Annotated in this window: 13 protein-coding genes and 3 pseudogenes; 12 read left to right on the forward strand and 4 right to left on the reverse strand. The window is 68.8% G+C overall.

What is annotated here, in order from left to right:
- Positions 1-2 precede the first annotated feature (2 nt).
- Complete coding sequence (locus NAMU_RS12830) at positions 3-434, forward strand: ester cyclase (RefSeq protein WP_015747818.1); 432 nt, start codon at positions 3-5, stop codon at positions 432-434.
- Between the two features lie 807 nt (positions 435-1,241).
- On the opposite strand, the pseudogene NAMU_RS12835 reads toward NAMU_RS12830, so the two are convergent.
- Both NAMU_RS12835 and NAMU_RS30990 read right to left on the reverse strand, forming a co-directional pair.
- Positions 1,242-1,595 (reverse strand): annotated as a pseudogene (locus NAMU_RS12835) (cupin domain-containing protein); the annotation flags it as partial.
- 93 nt (positions 1,596-1,688) lie between these two features.
- Positions 1,689-2,181 (reverse strand): annotated as a pseudogene (locus NAMU_RS30990) (transposase); the annotation flags it as partial.
- Positions 2,182-2,565: 384 nt separating this feature from the next.
- On the opposite strand from NAMU_RS30990, the gene NAMU_RS12845 reads away from it, so the two are divergent.
- The 6 genes from NAMU_RS12845 to NAMU_RS12870 all read left to right on the forward strand — a co-directional run bounded on the left by NAMU_RS12845 (position 2,566) and on the right by NAMU_RS12870 (position 6,832).
- The gene (locus tag NAMU_RS12845) at positions 2,566-3,153 is read left to right on the forward strand and encodes a PRC-barrel domain-containing protein (protein WP_015747821.1); all 588 of its coding nucleotides are present in this window, start codon (positions 2,566-2,568) and stop codon (positions 3,151-3,153) included.
- A complete protein-coding gene (locus NAMU_RS12850; RefSeq protein ID WP_015747822.1) occupies positions 3,153-3,584 on the forward strand; it encodes a PRC-barrel domain-containing protein in 432 nt (143 codons plus the stop codon). The genes NAMU_RS12845 and NAMU_RS12850 overlap by 1 nt, the downstream gene beginning before the upstream one ends.
- A gap of 53 nt (positions 3,585-3,637) precedes the next feature.
- On the forward strand, positions 3,638-3,931 hold the full coding sequence (locus NAMU_RS12855) for a DUF3040 domain-containing protein (protein WP_015747823.1): 294 nt from the start codon (positions 3,638-3,640) through the stop codon (positions 3,929-3,931).
- A 510-nt stretch (positions 3,932-4,441) separates the two neighbouring features.
- Positions 4,442-5,611, forward strand: a complete 1,170-nt coding sequence (locus NAMU_RS12860; protein WP_015747824.1) for an FAD-binding domain — start codon at positions 4,442-4,444, stop codon at positions 5,609-5,611.
- A gap of 16 nt (positions 5,612-5,627) precedes the next feature.
- Entirely contained in the window at positions 5,628-6,245 is a 618-nt protein-coding gene (locus tag NAMU_RS12865) for a TetR/AcrR family transcriptional regulator (protein WP_015747825.1), read from the forward strand.
- 92 nt (positions 6,246-6,337) lie between these two features.
- Positions 6,338-6,832, forward strand: a complete 495-nt coding sequence (locus NAMU_RS12870; protein WP_015747826.1) for a nitroreductase family deazaflavin-dependent oxidoreductase — start codon at positions 6,338-6,340, stop codon at positions 6,830-6,832.
- On the opposite strand, the gene NAMU_RS12875 is transcribed toward NAMU_RS12870, so the two are convergent.
- Complete coding sequence (locus NAMU_RS12875; RefSeq protein ID WP_015747827.1) at positions 6,785-8,152, reverse strand: glycosyltransferase; 1,368 nt, start codon at positions 8,150-8,152, stop codon at positions 6,785-6,787. The genes NAMU_RS12870 and NAMU_RS12875 overlap by 48 nt on opposite strands.
- A 73-nt stretch (positions 8,153-8,225) precedes the next feature.
- Between NAMU_RS12875 and NAMU_RS12880 the strand changes: the two genes are divergently transcribed.
- The 4 genes and pseudogenes from NAMU_RS12880 (at position 8,226) to NAMU_RS29275 (ending at position 10,747) form a co-directional block, all read left to right on the forward strand.
- Complete coding sequence (locus NAMU_RS12880; RefSeq protein ID WP_015747828.1) at positions 8,226-8,882, forward strand: TetR/AcrR family transcriptional regulator; 657 nt, start codon at positions 8,226-8,228, stop codon at positions 8,880-8,882.
- Positions 8,883-8,966: 84 nt separating this feature from the next.
- Positions 8,967-9,104 (forward strand): annotated as a pseudogene (locus NAMU_RS28315) (DUF4158 domain-containing protein); the annotation flags it as partial.
- A gap of 565 nt (positions 9,105-9,669) precedes the next feature.
- The gene (locus NAMU_RS12885) at positions 9,670-10,545 is read left to right on the forward strand and encodes a DUF6159 family protein (RefSeq protein ID WP_015747830.1); all 876 of its coding nucleotides are present in this window, start codon (positions 9,670-9,672) and stop codon (positions 10,543-10,545) included.
- Positions 10,546-10,573: 28 nt separating this feature from the next.
- Positions 10,574-10,747 (forward strand): hypothetical protein, encoded by a 174-nt coding sequence (locus NAMU_RS29275; RefSeq protein ID WP_015747831.1) that lies wholly within the window; start codon positions 10,574-10,576, stop codon positions 10,745-10,747.
- A gap of 49 nt (positions 10,748-10,796) precedes the next feature.
- On the opposite strand, the gene NAMU_RS12890 is transcribed toward NAMU_RS29275, so the two are convergent.
- Positions 10,797-12,515, reverse strand: a complete 1,719-nt coding sequence (locus NAMU_RS12890; RefSeq protein WP_015747832.1) for an IS1634 family transposase — start codon at positions 12,513-12,515, stop codon at positions 10,797-10,799.
- A gap of 91 nt (positions 12,516-12,606) precedes the next feature.
- Here NAMU_RS12890 and NAMU_RS12895 point away from each other — a divergent pair, with 91 nt between their 5' ends.
- Complete coding sequence (locus tag NAMU_RS12895) at positions 12,607-12,945, forward strand: DUF6788 family protein (protein WP_015747833.1); 339 nt, start codon at positions 12,607-12,609, stop codon at positions 12,943-12,945.
- The last annotated feature ends 7 nt before the right edge of the window (positions 12,946-12,952 follow it).

Here is a 12,952-nt window from a genome sequence, read left to right on the forward strand (position 1 = left end):
CCATGAACACCGATAGGAACAAGGCCGTCATCGCCCGGATCGACGCCCTCGGCAACGGTGACGCCGATCTCGCGGAACTGGATGAACTCTGCCAGCCCAACCTGGTCAATCATGCTCTTGCCCCGAACATGCCTGTGGGCCTTGAAGGCACCCGGCGGTTCCTGGAGCGGGCACGGCGCGAACAGAATCCAGCTCGCTGGACGTGGTCAGCGCTGGTCGCGGAGAACGACTACGTCGTCCAGTTCGGCGAGCGGGAGCAACATTGGCCCGGCGGCTCCTTCCGTGGCTTCGACACATCACCCGGGATGTTGCGGCGGGACTGCGCGTTCGCCTATCGGCTGGTCGACGGACGTCTGGCCGAACGATGGGCAATTCGAGACGACCTGGCCATGCTCATACAACTCGGCGCGATCACTCCGACCGGTGACAGGTAGCGCCGATGACGCGGACGTCGTCGGCGTCGGCGTCGATGATGGCCCGGCCCGGTCGGGTCGGCCGGGTCGGGTGAGTTCGAGGGCTCCGTCGGTTGGACGGCGGTTGCCGTACTCCGTTGCCCCGGCGGTCGCCCCGGCCATCCTCGCCGTGAGCGGCGGCCAGTACCCGGCGCTCTTCGCGTTCGCGGGTGCGTGCGCGCTGGCGTCGGCGCTGATGGTGAGCCGGGCGCGTTCGGTTCGCTCACTCACCCCGCACTGCACTGAGGCGGCGGGAAGCAGACGAGCGAACGCACCGCCCGGCGAGCGAAGGCGCGATTGTGTGCGACGAGGGCGACCCGGGGCACCGCGAGGAGTCAGTGGCCCGGGCGCTCCCGCCGCCGGCCCCAACCAAGCGTTCAGTGGCTGTCGGTCCGGGCACGCGGGTATGTGTCCTCGAGCCCGTGGTCATGAATCGCAGCGCCGAAAACCGGGCAGCGGCCGCGATCGGAATGGACATCTGGTCCCTCCTCGATGGTGGGCGTGCGGTGCGAGTCATATTCGGTCTCCTTCGGACGGCATCGGCGTCGCCGAGGTGACCTACGTCGGTGAGCGTCGTGGGTGCGCTCCTCCGGCCACAACGAACGTTGCCGTTTCCGGGACTGGAGGCGACTGATCATGGCCGGTGTCGGTCGCGGCGGGGGCCCGGTGCGTATACCGATCCGCGGCCGCGCACACCCACCGCGCCGGATCTGCCGCACGAGCGGCGAACGCTCGGGACCACCGACGACGCCGGGAGGCGGCGTGGGCGCGGCTGGGTGGCGGCTCCGGTCAGTGTGGAGTGCTGTCACCGATCGCTCGGGTGTGCGTTTCCTCTCCGTGCCGGCCGAACAGGCTGAGCACCTCGGCCGGCTCGTGCCCGGTGCTGCCGAACCAGTGCGGGATGCGGGTGTCAAACTCGACAACCTCACCCGGTTGCAGGGTGAGGTCACGGTCGCCCAAGACCAGCCGCATCCGGCCGGACAGCACGTACAGCCACTCGTGGCCCTCGTGGCTGCGCGGTTCCGGGTTCGACTTCGTCGTGGGGATGACGATCTTCCAGGCCTGGGTGGTGCCCGGCTGTTGGGTCAGTGGAATGACGGTGCGGCCCTTCACCCGTCGGGGCTTGAGCCGGACCCCGGGGTTCAGCTGCAGCCACACCCTTCCGGGCACCGTAGGTGCCCTGGTTGTTCTCGGTGTGAACCCGCCGAATCGCTTCGAGCAGGGACGCATCCCGCACCGCGGCCGGCCGCTGCTGGACCGGCGGGCGGCGTGCTCGTAGTAGGTGGACGGGGCGATCCGCAGACCAGGTGCTCGGACAGGACTTTGCAGATCGGCTCGACTCCCCACCGCAGACCGCCGGCCTCCCGATGGTCCGCGTGGCGGCGGATGAACTCCGCGATCAGTGGGACGGCCGGTCGAGCTCGGCCGCGAAGAAAGGCCGACGCCGCCTTCAGGATCGCATTGGCGCGCTTGAGTTCTGCGTTCTTCCGCCGCACACCGGGCGCAGCTCGGCCGACTCCTCGGAGGAGGTGCCGACCCGGGTCCCGGTGTCGACCTCGGCCTGCCGCACCCACTTACGGACCGTTTCCGCGGTGCCGACCCCGAGTAGCTCGGCCACCCGGCTCATCGCCGCCCACTCCGACTCGTGCTCACCCGCGATCTCCGCGACCATCCGCACCGCCCGCTGCTTGAGCTCCTGCGGGTACCGCCTCGTTGAAACTCCCGGCATGACTCCAACCTTCCCAAGCTCTGGAGTCTCCGGACATGCCGGGGGATTCACGCCGCGCCTTGAAGAGCTTATGGGTCTAGGTTGTCGACGCGCTGCATCGGTCGGCGTGCATGTACCGGTCCAGACCGGATGTTGTTGACTGTCAATGTCTCTCGCGCCGGGGTTGTCGCGCGGAGGTTCCGACGATCGGCGGAGGCATATCATTGGAGGTCGGGTCCTGGCCTGGGTTGTGCCCGTGGGGAAGGGGTGCGTCATGCCGTGGTGGGCGTGGGTGATCGTTGTGTTGGTGGTCGTCGTCGTGGCGGTGGGTGGCTTTCTGGTGGTTCAGGCCCGGCGTCGGGCGGGTGGGGTGATCATTAGTGATCCCGGACCCCGGGATACCCGATGAGTGTCCTGTTGCGATCCAGTGAGATCACCACGCTGCCGGTCGTCACCGTCGGCGGTGAGGACGTCGCGCAGATCAAGGACGTCGTGTACGCCGCGCACGGCGGCCGGGTGGGCGGGTTCACCCTCAACGGCCGCGGCGTGTTCGCCGGCCCGCTGAGGACGGCTCTGCCGTGGTCGAATGTGGTGGGGTTGGGCCCGGATGCGGTGATCATCCAGGACGAGGACGCGCTGGAGCCGATCGAGCGGGTGCTGTCGGCCCAGGGGTCGGGCGGATCGCCCGGTGACATCCTGGGTTCGCAGGTGCTGACCGAAGACGGGACCGCGTTGGGGGTGGTGGTCGACGTGGTTGTTCAGATCACCGGTGGCGGGACCAGTCAGGCCGATGTGGTGGGTTATGAGATCGACCCGTCGGAGGTGTCCGGCCCGGGCAGTAACCGGATGTTGATTCCGTTGCCGGACGCCCTGTCCGCGTCCGGTGAGCATCTGATGGTGCCGTCCGCGGCGCGGGCGTTCGTGACCGATGACCTGGCCGGGTTCGGTGCTGCGGTCGACGATTTCCGGGCGCAACTGAGAGGCCGACGGTGATGCTGTTCTCCGAGGCCACCGGCCGCAAGGTGGTCAGCACCGAAACCGCGACCAGCGTCGGGGTAGTCGCCGACTATGTGGTCGATCCGACCCTGCCGGGGGTGGTCGCGTTGACCCTGGCCAAGACGGCCGGCCAGGGCAGCACCCTGCCCTGGCCCGGTATCACCGCGTTCGGGGCGGACGCGGTCACGGTGAGCACCGCGGCGGCCGTCGTCGCGCCGGACGCCCGCTTGGTCGAACTCGCCGGTAAGTCCCATGCCCTGGTGGGTAAGCGGGTGCTGTCGACGGCGGGGGTTGCCCTGGGGTCGGTGCTGGACGTCGATTTCGATCCCGGTTCCGGCCGGCTGGCTGCTTTGCTTTTGGCGGGCGGTCCGATCGACGCGACCCGGCTCCTGGGCGTCGGCTCCTACGCGGCGATCGTCCGGGCCTAGTCATGTCCTTTGTCCTCGAGTGTTGCCAACGGTAAGGGGTGGCTGGAGGGGTCATGCCATTGTCCGAGGACGACCAACGCCGACTCGAACAGATCGAGCGTGCCTTGACCCGGGACGATCCCGGGTTCGCCGACCGGATCGGTGCGGTGACCTGGCGCCGGCGTCGACGGTTGATCACCTCGATCGTCGTGTTCGCTTTGGGTATGGTCGTGTTGATCACCGGGTTGGTGACCACTCATGCGTGGCTGGTCATCGGCGTGCTCGTCAGCGTCATCGGGGCGGCCGCGATGGCGGTTTCCGCGGTGCTACTGCTGCGTCGACCTTCCCGTGGTGGCCCGCCGCCCTGACCGGACCGGTCACGACCACATCGGGGGCAGCGCCGCCGACGCCGGCCCAGCCCCGCGCTCAACCAAACAGGGTCCGGGGGTACGGTCAGGGGGGTTGAGGAGCAGCCACGAGAAGAGTCACGCTAAGGCCGACCTCGCGCCGAAATGAGCTGCTCTGTCGGTGATTCCATAGCGGCGTAAGCGGGCGCGGCTGGTCGAGGCCTCGGTTCAGGTTGGTCGTGGGCGGAGTTGGAACGGTGCGGTCTTGGGGAGGCCGGCGGATCCCCGATGGTCGTGTGTCAAGTCCAGCGGATCGGCAGCGGGAGCGCACTGAAGGTGCCGATCAGTACGGCCACCCAGATCAGTTCCCGCAGGATTCCGGAGCGGGAACCCGACCGCCTCGACCAGCCACGATTTCCATTGTCGGGTCATGGGCACCGTGGCGACGACCACCGCCGCAGGCGAGTCCATTGACCAGCACTAGACCACCGGTCTAGACTGACGGTCTAACCACCAGTTTAAGGAGGCGGGATGCAAACTCTCATCGTCGGGGCCGGCATCGCCGGGCCGACGCTGGCGTACTGGCGGTCCGGGCATGAGGTCACGCTGGTCGAACGCGCGCCGGAGTTGCGCCGCGGTGGGTACATGGTCGATTTCTGGGGCGCCGGGTTCGACGTGGCCGAGCGGATGGGCATCGTTGCGGAGCTGCGTCGGCGTGGCTACGTGTTGAAGGAGGCGCGAGTCGTTGACGACGCCGGGCACCGCATCGCGTCGCTGCGGCCGGCAGCGATGCTGGGCAACACTGGGCGGTATGTGAGTATCGCGCGTTCGGACCTGGCCGCGGCGATCTACGACGCCCTCGACGGCGGCGCCGAGTTGATCCTGGACGACACCGTGCGGACGCTCACGGACGAGGGGGACCGGGTTCGGGTGACGTTCGAGAAGGGGGAGCCTCGGGTTTTCGATCTGGTTGTGGGGGCCGACGGCCTGCACTCCCGGGTGCGCAGGCTCGCCTTCGGGCCGGACGGACAGTTCGAGCGGTATCTGGGCATCGTCGTCGCGGCGTTCGAGGTGAAGGGATACCGGCCGCGCGAGGAACTGATCGGGATGATGCACGCCGAGGTCGGTTTCCAGGTGGTCCGAGTGCCCCTCCGCGACGACGTGACGTTGTTCCTGCTCAGTGTGCGCCATGACGGCCCGGCCCCGGTGGAGGATCGGGCTGCTGCGGAGGCCCTGCTGCGCCGGGCGCTGGCCGGCGGCGGCTGGGAGACACCGGCGATCCTGGATGTGATGCCACGGGCGGAGACCTTCTACTTCGACACGGTCAGCCAGATCCGCATGCCGTCGTGGTCCCGCGGGCGGGTGGCCCTGGTCGGCGACGCCGCGGCCTGCCCGTCGTTCCTGGCGGGTCAAGGATCCGCGCTGGCGATGGTGGAGTCCTACACCCTGGCCGCCGAGCTGTCCCGATGCGGCGATCACGTCGAGGCGTTCGCCCGCTACGAGCGGCGGCTCGCGCCGTTGCTGCGGTCCAAGCAGGACGCCGCGACAAACCTGGGCCTGGCCTTCGCGCCAAAGAACCGGTTCCAGTTGGTCACCCGGAACAGTGTGATGAAGCTGATGGGACTGCCTAAGGTGGCGGACATGGTGATGGGCCGGAGTTTCCGCGACAAGGTCGAGCTCCCCCCCGTCGCGGCCGCCTGAACACCCCGCCCAGCCCGTGGTTCGACCCCGATTCGCCAAACTGCCGGCCGAGCAGCAGCAGGCCATCGTGCGGGCCGCCCGCGACGAATTCGCCGGCCGAGGGTTCCACGACGCCTCGCTCAACCGGGTCATCGAGGCTGCGGGCATCTCCAAGGGCTCGATGTACTACTACTTCGACGGCAAGGAGGACCTGTATGCCTACATCGTCCGGACCGAACTGGAACAACTCTTCGTCCACCTGGGTCCATTCCATGTTCCGGACGACAAAACGGCGGACGGGTACTGGTCCACGCTGGAGGACTACTACCTGCGGCTGATGGCGGCATTGACCGCGACGCCGGAGCTGGCCGCGATGATCCGCGGCCTGCTCGCCGCGTCCACGACGCCGGTCCTTGCGCAGGCGCAGGCGGACCTGACCCAGGCGGTGCTGCCCTGGTTGGAGCAGGCGGTGGCGAACGGTCAGCGAGCGGGCGCCATCCGCACGGACGTGCCATCGGACCTGCTGATCTCCGTGGTCATGGGGATGGGTCAGGCCATGGACGTCTGGCTGATGACCAGCAAGCCCGCGGAGGATGAGCTGCCGCGCCTGGTGAGCGTCCTGATCGGGATGATGCGCGGCGCGGCCCAGCCGTAGCCCCGCCCACCCCGGGTGGGTCGAGCATCGGAGTTCGGAGCGGCCGCGCTGACGGCGTGCCGACATGCTGTCCCGACGAAAGGAACGAGCCCATGGACATGCCCGCCAGGCCGCGATCGGTTCGCCTTGCGGTGTCCCTGCTGCGCACGAGATGGCTAGTGCGGGCCCCGATCTGGATTTTCCGGTGCCGGCTGGGGTTCGTCTTCGGCGGGCGGTTCCTGCTCCTGGAACACACCGGTCGGCGCACCGGCCGCCCTCGCTACGTGGTGCTGGAAGTGGTGGACCGGCGGCCGCCCGGAGAGCTGTTCGTGGTGTCCGGGCTCGGGCGGCGGTCGGCCTGGTTCCGCAACATCCTGGCCGAACCCCGGGTGCGGGTGCAGACCGGCGTCGGTCCACCGCGGATCGCTGAGGCGCACGAGCTCGAACCCGCGGCGGCCCGGCATGCCCTGGCCAGGTATGCGGCGGCCCATCCGAGTGCGTGGCAGCAGTTCCAGCCGGTTCTCGAGGCGGCCAGCGGCGCAAGGGTCTCCGACGCCGGGTCAGCGCTGCCCGTCGTGGAGCTCTGCTTGGAACGCCCGGCTCGGTAGGCTGTCCCGACGCCTCACTGGATCGCGGGGGCCCGCGGCGGGAGTCAGGTCCCGCAACGCGGACTCGATGGCCACCATCGGATGGTAGGACTCGAATTCCGCGCTGATGCCGGCGACGCCGGCGTCGATCTCGGGGTCGTGCAACACCCGGTGGACGGCGGCCCGGATCCGGGCCGGCCGGGGTCGTTCGGTGCGCAGATCGATGCCGAGCTTGTTGTATCCGATGCGGGCGTTGATGTCGTTCTTGCCTTCCCGCTTGCCCGCTCCCACCACGCGGACGCCGTGCCGCAATGCGGCGACGGTGCTGCCGTAGCCGCCGCTGGTCACGAAGACGTCGGCGTGCGGGAACAGGTCCGTGTAGTTCACGAAGTCCTCGATCACGACATTTGGTGCCGGGAAACGCTTCCGCAGTCGTTCGGTGCCCACTCCGCCGGTGGTCGCGACGACGACGTACGGCTGATCGCTCAGTGCCGTCAAGGTCGGCACCAGCAGTTTGTCCTGGTCGGCGTTGTCGACGGTGCCCTGGGAGACGACCACGACGGGCGCACCGGGTTCGAGGACCTGGGGTGGCAATGTGGCTTCCGGTCCGGGTCCCAACGCCGCCCGGGCCGGGACCAGCGGTCCGACGAACTCGGCGTTGGCGGGCGACCGGTAGCCGGGGAATTCCAGGCCGGGTGTTCCGTCGAGCAACAGGCGCCGGGCACTGGCCATCGGCAGGTGCGGGAAACCGTCGGGAGGCAGGGGGGCGATGCCGTACCCGGCGAGAATCTCGTTGTAGGTCGTCACGCCCGGCCGCATGGTGCTGGTGAGCATGCGCCGGACGACCGCATGCGTCGTTCGACCGATCACGGTGCGCGCCGGCCGGAGACCGAAGAACGGCGGTGGACCGCCGTCGCCGGGCAGGACGGCGCTGATGCCCGTGGCCAGCACCGGGATCTGGAGCACCTCGGCGATCAACTTCTCGACATACATGGCACCGTCGCAGAAGAAGACGTCGAACGCGAACTCGGAGCGGATCTCGACGATGTCCTGGAAATGCTGGTCCACGTTGGTGACGAAGTACTTCTCCAGATCGAAGGCGATCAGCTTGGGACCCTTGAGCGCCGCGCGCTCCGGATAGAGGCGGTGGATGTTTCCGCCAGTGACTTCGGTCGCCCGCCGATAGGGGAAGTGGCGCATGCCCAGCCGGTCGAGCTTGGCGCCGTAGGCCGGACCGGCGTACCAGCGCACGTCGTGACCGGCCCGCGCGAGGTGTTCCGCGACACCGGTGAGGGGATTGAAGTGCCCGTCGGCGGGCATCGAGGCGAAGAGGATCTTCATCGCCACCTCCTGAGGTGTCGACCCGATCTCACTATAGTAGAACTATAGTGATTGACCGGCTACCATCGATCGGGTGCCGAGCACGGTCACCCGCGCCGAACGCACGCTCGCCACCCGGCGACGGATGGTGCAAGCGGCGTACGACCTGTTCTGCCGCGACGGGTACCTGGGAGCGACGATCTCCGCGATCGCCGATCGCGCGGGCGTCGCGGTGCCGACGATCTACTACACCTTCCACACCAAGTCCGCGCTGCTCGGTGATGTGCTCGGTGCTGCCATCATCGGTTTCGACCGCTGGCGGGAGCCCCCGCCCGAGCCGATCGTGATGGCCGAGGTGATGGGGTGGCACCGATGGTGGAGCGAGTTCCAGGCCGCGCCCACGTCGGAGATGGCGCTGTGGGTCTTCGTCCGCCACGGCGCCGCCATACTGCAGCGGGTCGCCCCGCTGGTGCCCGCACTCCACGTGGCGACCGGGGATCCGGAGGCCGGCCAGATCGTCCGTACCAGCGAGGAGAGGCGGGTCGAGTCCTACCGCGAGGTGGTGAACGTGCTCGCCGACAAGCCCGCCGGGCTACGCGAGGGCCTCACTAGGGCCAGCGCGACCGATGTCTTGGTCGCCCTGTTCAGCGCAGAGGCCTACCAATGCCTGGTGCTTCGCGGGTGGTCGCATCGCCGGTGTACAGCGTTCTTCGCCGAGTTGCTGTCCACGCAGCTGCTCGCCCCAGGCTGACGGGATGAAAAACGCCCGCGGGACGACTCCTGCTGCCCAGCCGACCGCCGGAAACGTGTTGCCTGCTGGTGATTCCATGTCGGCGTGAGTGATGAGGGTGTGGCCGGTTACGGCCGGTTCGGGTCGCTGTCGCGGGTGGAGCTGGAACGGTTCTTCCACCTCGACGACGAGGACCGCAGGATGATCGCCGCGCGGCGGCGCGACTACAACCGGCTGGGCTTCATTGTCTGCGGTAACACCTTAGCGTGACTTCTCTCGCGGATGTTCCCGGACCCCCTACTACGCCCCGGTGGCGCTGGGTATCTGGTTGGCGAACTGGGAGCCCGGATGCGCCGCCGAAGGCGTTCGTGGGCGCACCACCGTACGTCCCGATTCCACGCTCACCGGCTACGGCGCGACCTGGCAGCGGGCAGGCTGATTCAGGACGGCGGGAATCGGCTCCGGGTTTCCGGGGGGATCCGGAGGCACCCCGAACCTGACGATTTCCCGACAATTTGTCGGCACTGGATCCGGCGGGAACCGGATCGATGCCGGCCATCACCTCCCCGCATTCCGGCACCGACCTGTGGCGCCCCGATGTGCCGGTTCGTCACGGGCCGGTCGGGGGCCGGATCAACCGGGTTGAATCGAACTGAAGACCGATCGCCATCGAGTCGATCGCGGTCGGCTTCGAGCGACCGAGCCCTCTTGGACAGGTCCGAATGGGGGCGATCCCCACGAATGCGGGATCAAGGGGGCCAGCGGTCCGCGGATTGTCGAGTCGTCGGATACTTCCTATTCTCGGCGGATGGGGCGAATCGGGCGTGGGTGGCAGCTGACGAAGAAGAGCTGGTCGGTCGTTCGGGCCGATGGTTCCTTGCTCGGGTTCGCGGTCATCGCCGCGGTCTCCGGAGTGCTGTGTGCGGCGGTCTTCTTCGGCGCGGGCGCCGGACTGGTGCTGGCCACGACTGCCGATTGGCTCGCCGTCCCGGTCGCGCTCGTCGGGCTCTATGTGCTGGTGACCATCGGGATCTTCTGCAACGTCGCGCTCGCCTGTTGCGCCACCAGGGCACTGGACGGTGAGAGGACCACCGTCGGCCAGGGCCTGGCGGCGGCCGGATCGCGGCTGGGCCTGATCCTGAAATGGGCCGCGGTGCAACTGGTGGTTGGCACCGTCATCTCGCTGATCCAGTCGGCGCTGCGCCAAGGCGCTGGCCAGGTGATGGGTCTGATCGTCGGTGGGCTGGCCAACTTCGCCTGGATGGTGGCGACGTTCTTCGTCGTTCCCGGCATCGCGTTCGAGGGGCTGGGACCCAAGCAGGCGCTCAAACGCTCCACCGAACTGATCTGGGCCCGGTGGGGCGAGGGGTTGACGGGGACCACCGCGATCGGGCTGGTCGCCTTCCTGGTCGGATTCCTGCCGGGGGCGCTGCTCATCGGCATCGGCATCGGCATGGCGCAGCAGTCGGCCGGCGCCGGGGCGGTCACGATCTCGATCGGTGTCCTGCTGATGGCCCTGACGATGCTGCTGCAGACGACGATCACGACGGTGTTCAAGGTCGCGCTGTTCCGGTTCGCCACCCAGGGCGCGGTCCTGGGCCCGTTCGACCGGGCGGAGCTCGAGCATGCCTTCAGCAGTGCGCCGGGCGGCCTGCGGAACCCGCCCGGGCGGAAGCGATCCTGACCGGCGCCCGGCCGCTGCGGATCCGGCCATGACCGACCGATTGACCGCCGGCGAACGCCGCGCGTCGCTGGCGCTGGCGCTGGCCCGAATCCTCGCAGCGGTCGACGTCGGCGCCCTGTCGGTCGCCGTGCCGACCATCCAGGACGACCTCGGCGTCCCGCTGTCCGACCTGCAATGGGCGGCCGCGGTGTTTCCCATCTGACGTTCCGCACTTCTCGGAGCTGATATGGCCCCCCAACCGGCGGTGGAGGTCAGCTGGGGCGGTAGGCGGTGGCGGAGACGCCGAGCAGGTCGAGGATCTGCTGTTGTAGTGGGGTGAGTTCGGGTTCGAAGGCTTGCACGAGTTCTCCGTCGCGGTGCAGTTCGTGGCGGGTCAGGTCGGCGAGGACGGCGAAGATCCTTTCAGCGGTGGGTGCTTCGCAGGCGCGTAGCTCGGGGTAGAGCGGGATGTTGGTGGTGGCAGCGGCTTTCATGGCGGTGCGGATCTGTCGTTCGATGAGTGCGCCGACGAGCAGGGCCAGGAACTGGCAGCAGAAGATCGCCTCGATGCGGGCGGGGTCGCGCAGCCAGATCGGGTCGGCGTCCTGGACGCTCTTGAGCACGTGGTGGCGGCGTTCCAGGTTGGGTTGGTACCGGTACGCGGCGAGGACCTCCTGGTCGGTGAGGTGCCGGTCGTTGGTGATCATCGGGAAGCAGCCGTCGCTTGCTGTGTCGTGGGCGATGGCGTCGTCCCGGGATCGCCAGCTGACCGTGTAGCGGGTGCGGGTGGTGCGCCGGTAGCGGGTGTCGGCGCCGGGCCGACCACGCTTTTCCTGCCGGAAGCCCTCTTCGATGCTTTCGGTGACGGTGACCTGCAGCCAGCGGGCGGAACCGGTGTCGGTCAACACGGTGGTGATGGCCTGCTCGACGGCGGCGCGGGTCTTGAGCCGGGTCTTCGGCCCGGCCAGCCTGCCGGCGAGTTCGTCGACGGCGGCGGCGCCGGCCTCGATGCGGCTACGGCGGGCGTGCTCGTCGCGGGCGGCCTTGACAGTGGAGTGGACCCAGATGATCCGGTACCCCTCGGCCGAGGGCAGCGGCGCGGGGAAGGTGGACCAAACCCTGGGCAGGTCGCCGATCCGCTGCCCGGGCAGCCGGATCGCCTCGGTCCATGCCGGCTGGTTGGTCCCGATCCAGTCACGGAACCACTTGTCCTCGCCGCGGGTGCGGGGCAGCACGGTGACGAACCGGCCGCCCTGGCCGTCGATGTGCCGCATCGCCTGCCCGGAGCACAGCTTCGAATCGGCCACGTACAGGAAGTCCCGCCGGCCCACCACCTTGACCAGCCCGTCCCAGGTCGGGATGTGCGTCGGGTCGTCGCTGGTGTTGCCGTCGGCGAGGCGGTAGGCCATCGGCACCGACCCGTCCGCCGAGACGGTCAGGATCCACACCAACTGCTTCAGGTCCGGCCGGTGGTCCTTGGAATGTCCGAAGGTCACCGCCGGCGTCGGCTTGCCCCGCCGCGGGGTGCCGTCCGCCTGCTTGTACTGGCCGTGCACCGACACCGAGGTGGAATCGTTGTGCATCTCGGCGGTGTCCACGCCGAACTCGTCGACCACACCGACGATCAGTTCGGTGAGCAGGCTGGCCCGGTCCGCGTCGAACAGGGCGACCAACGCCCGCCCGATCCGGTCGTCGTTGAGCCAGGCGGTGTCCGGACCCGGCAGACCCAGCAGGGCCGGCGGGTACCCGGCGGCCCACTCACCCAACCCGTACAAGGGTGCCCGGCCCACCAGCAGGTTGACCACCAGCAGCCGGATCGCCGCCGCGGGCGTGAGCTTGAACCGGCGGTCCGGCTCCGGCAGCCACCGATCCAGCGCTGCGTCCAGGCCGATGCGGTCCAGGAAGTGGTTGATCAGCGGCAGCGGCCCCAACCGCTGACTGACCAGCCCGAAGCCGGCCTCCGCGCCGGACCCGCCGCCCGCCTCGCCCATTCCGGCCTCCCGCGTGTCATCCTCGACATCAGCTGTCCGCAGTACATATACTGTGGACAGTGGAGGCAGCGATGGATCTCGGAGGCGTGTCGTGCAGATCGATCCCGAGCACCGGGCCGGGGCCGACCAGATCAGCGCGCAGCTGGCCGCCCTCGGGTTCGTCCTGCCCGGCAGCGTGACCCACCGTCAGGCCCGATGTGGCAAGCCCAGCTGCCGATGCCACGCCGACCCGCCCGTGCTCCACCCACCGTTTTGGAGCTGGACCCGAAAGCTCGCGGGCAGGACCGTCACCCGGCGCCTGACCGAGGACCAACTACGCGATTACCAGCCCTGGTTCGACAACTCCCGCCGGCTCCGCGCCTTGGTCACCGAGCTTGAAGACCTGTCACTACGCGTGCTCGACCAGGACCCTCGGTGGGGGCACAAATAGCGGCCCA

The sequence above is a fragment of the Nakamurella multipartita DSM 44233 genome, assembly GCF_000024365.1.
Taxonomy (GTDB): Bacteria; Actinomycetota; Actinomycetes; order Mycobacteriales; family Nakamurellaceae; genus Nakamurella; species Nakamurella multipartita.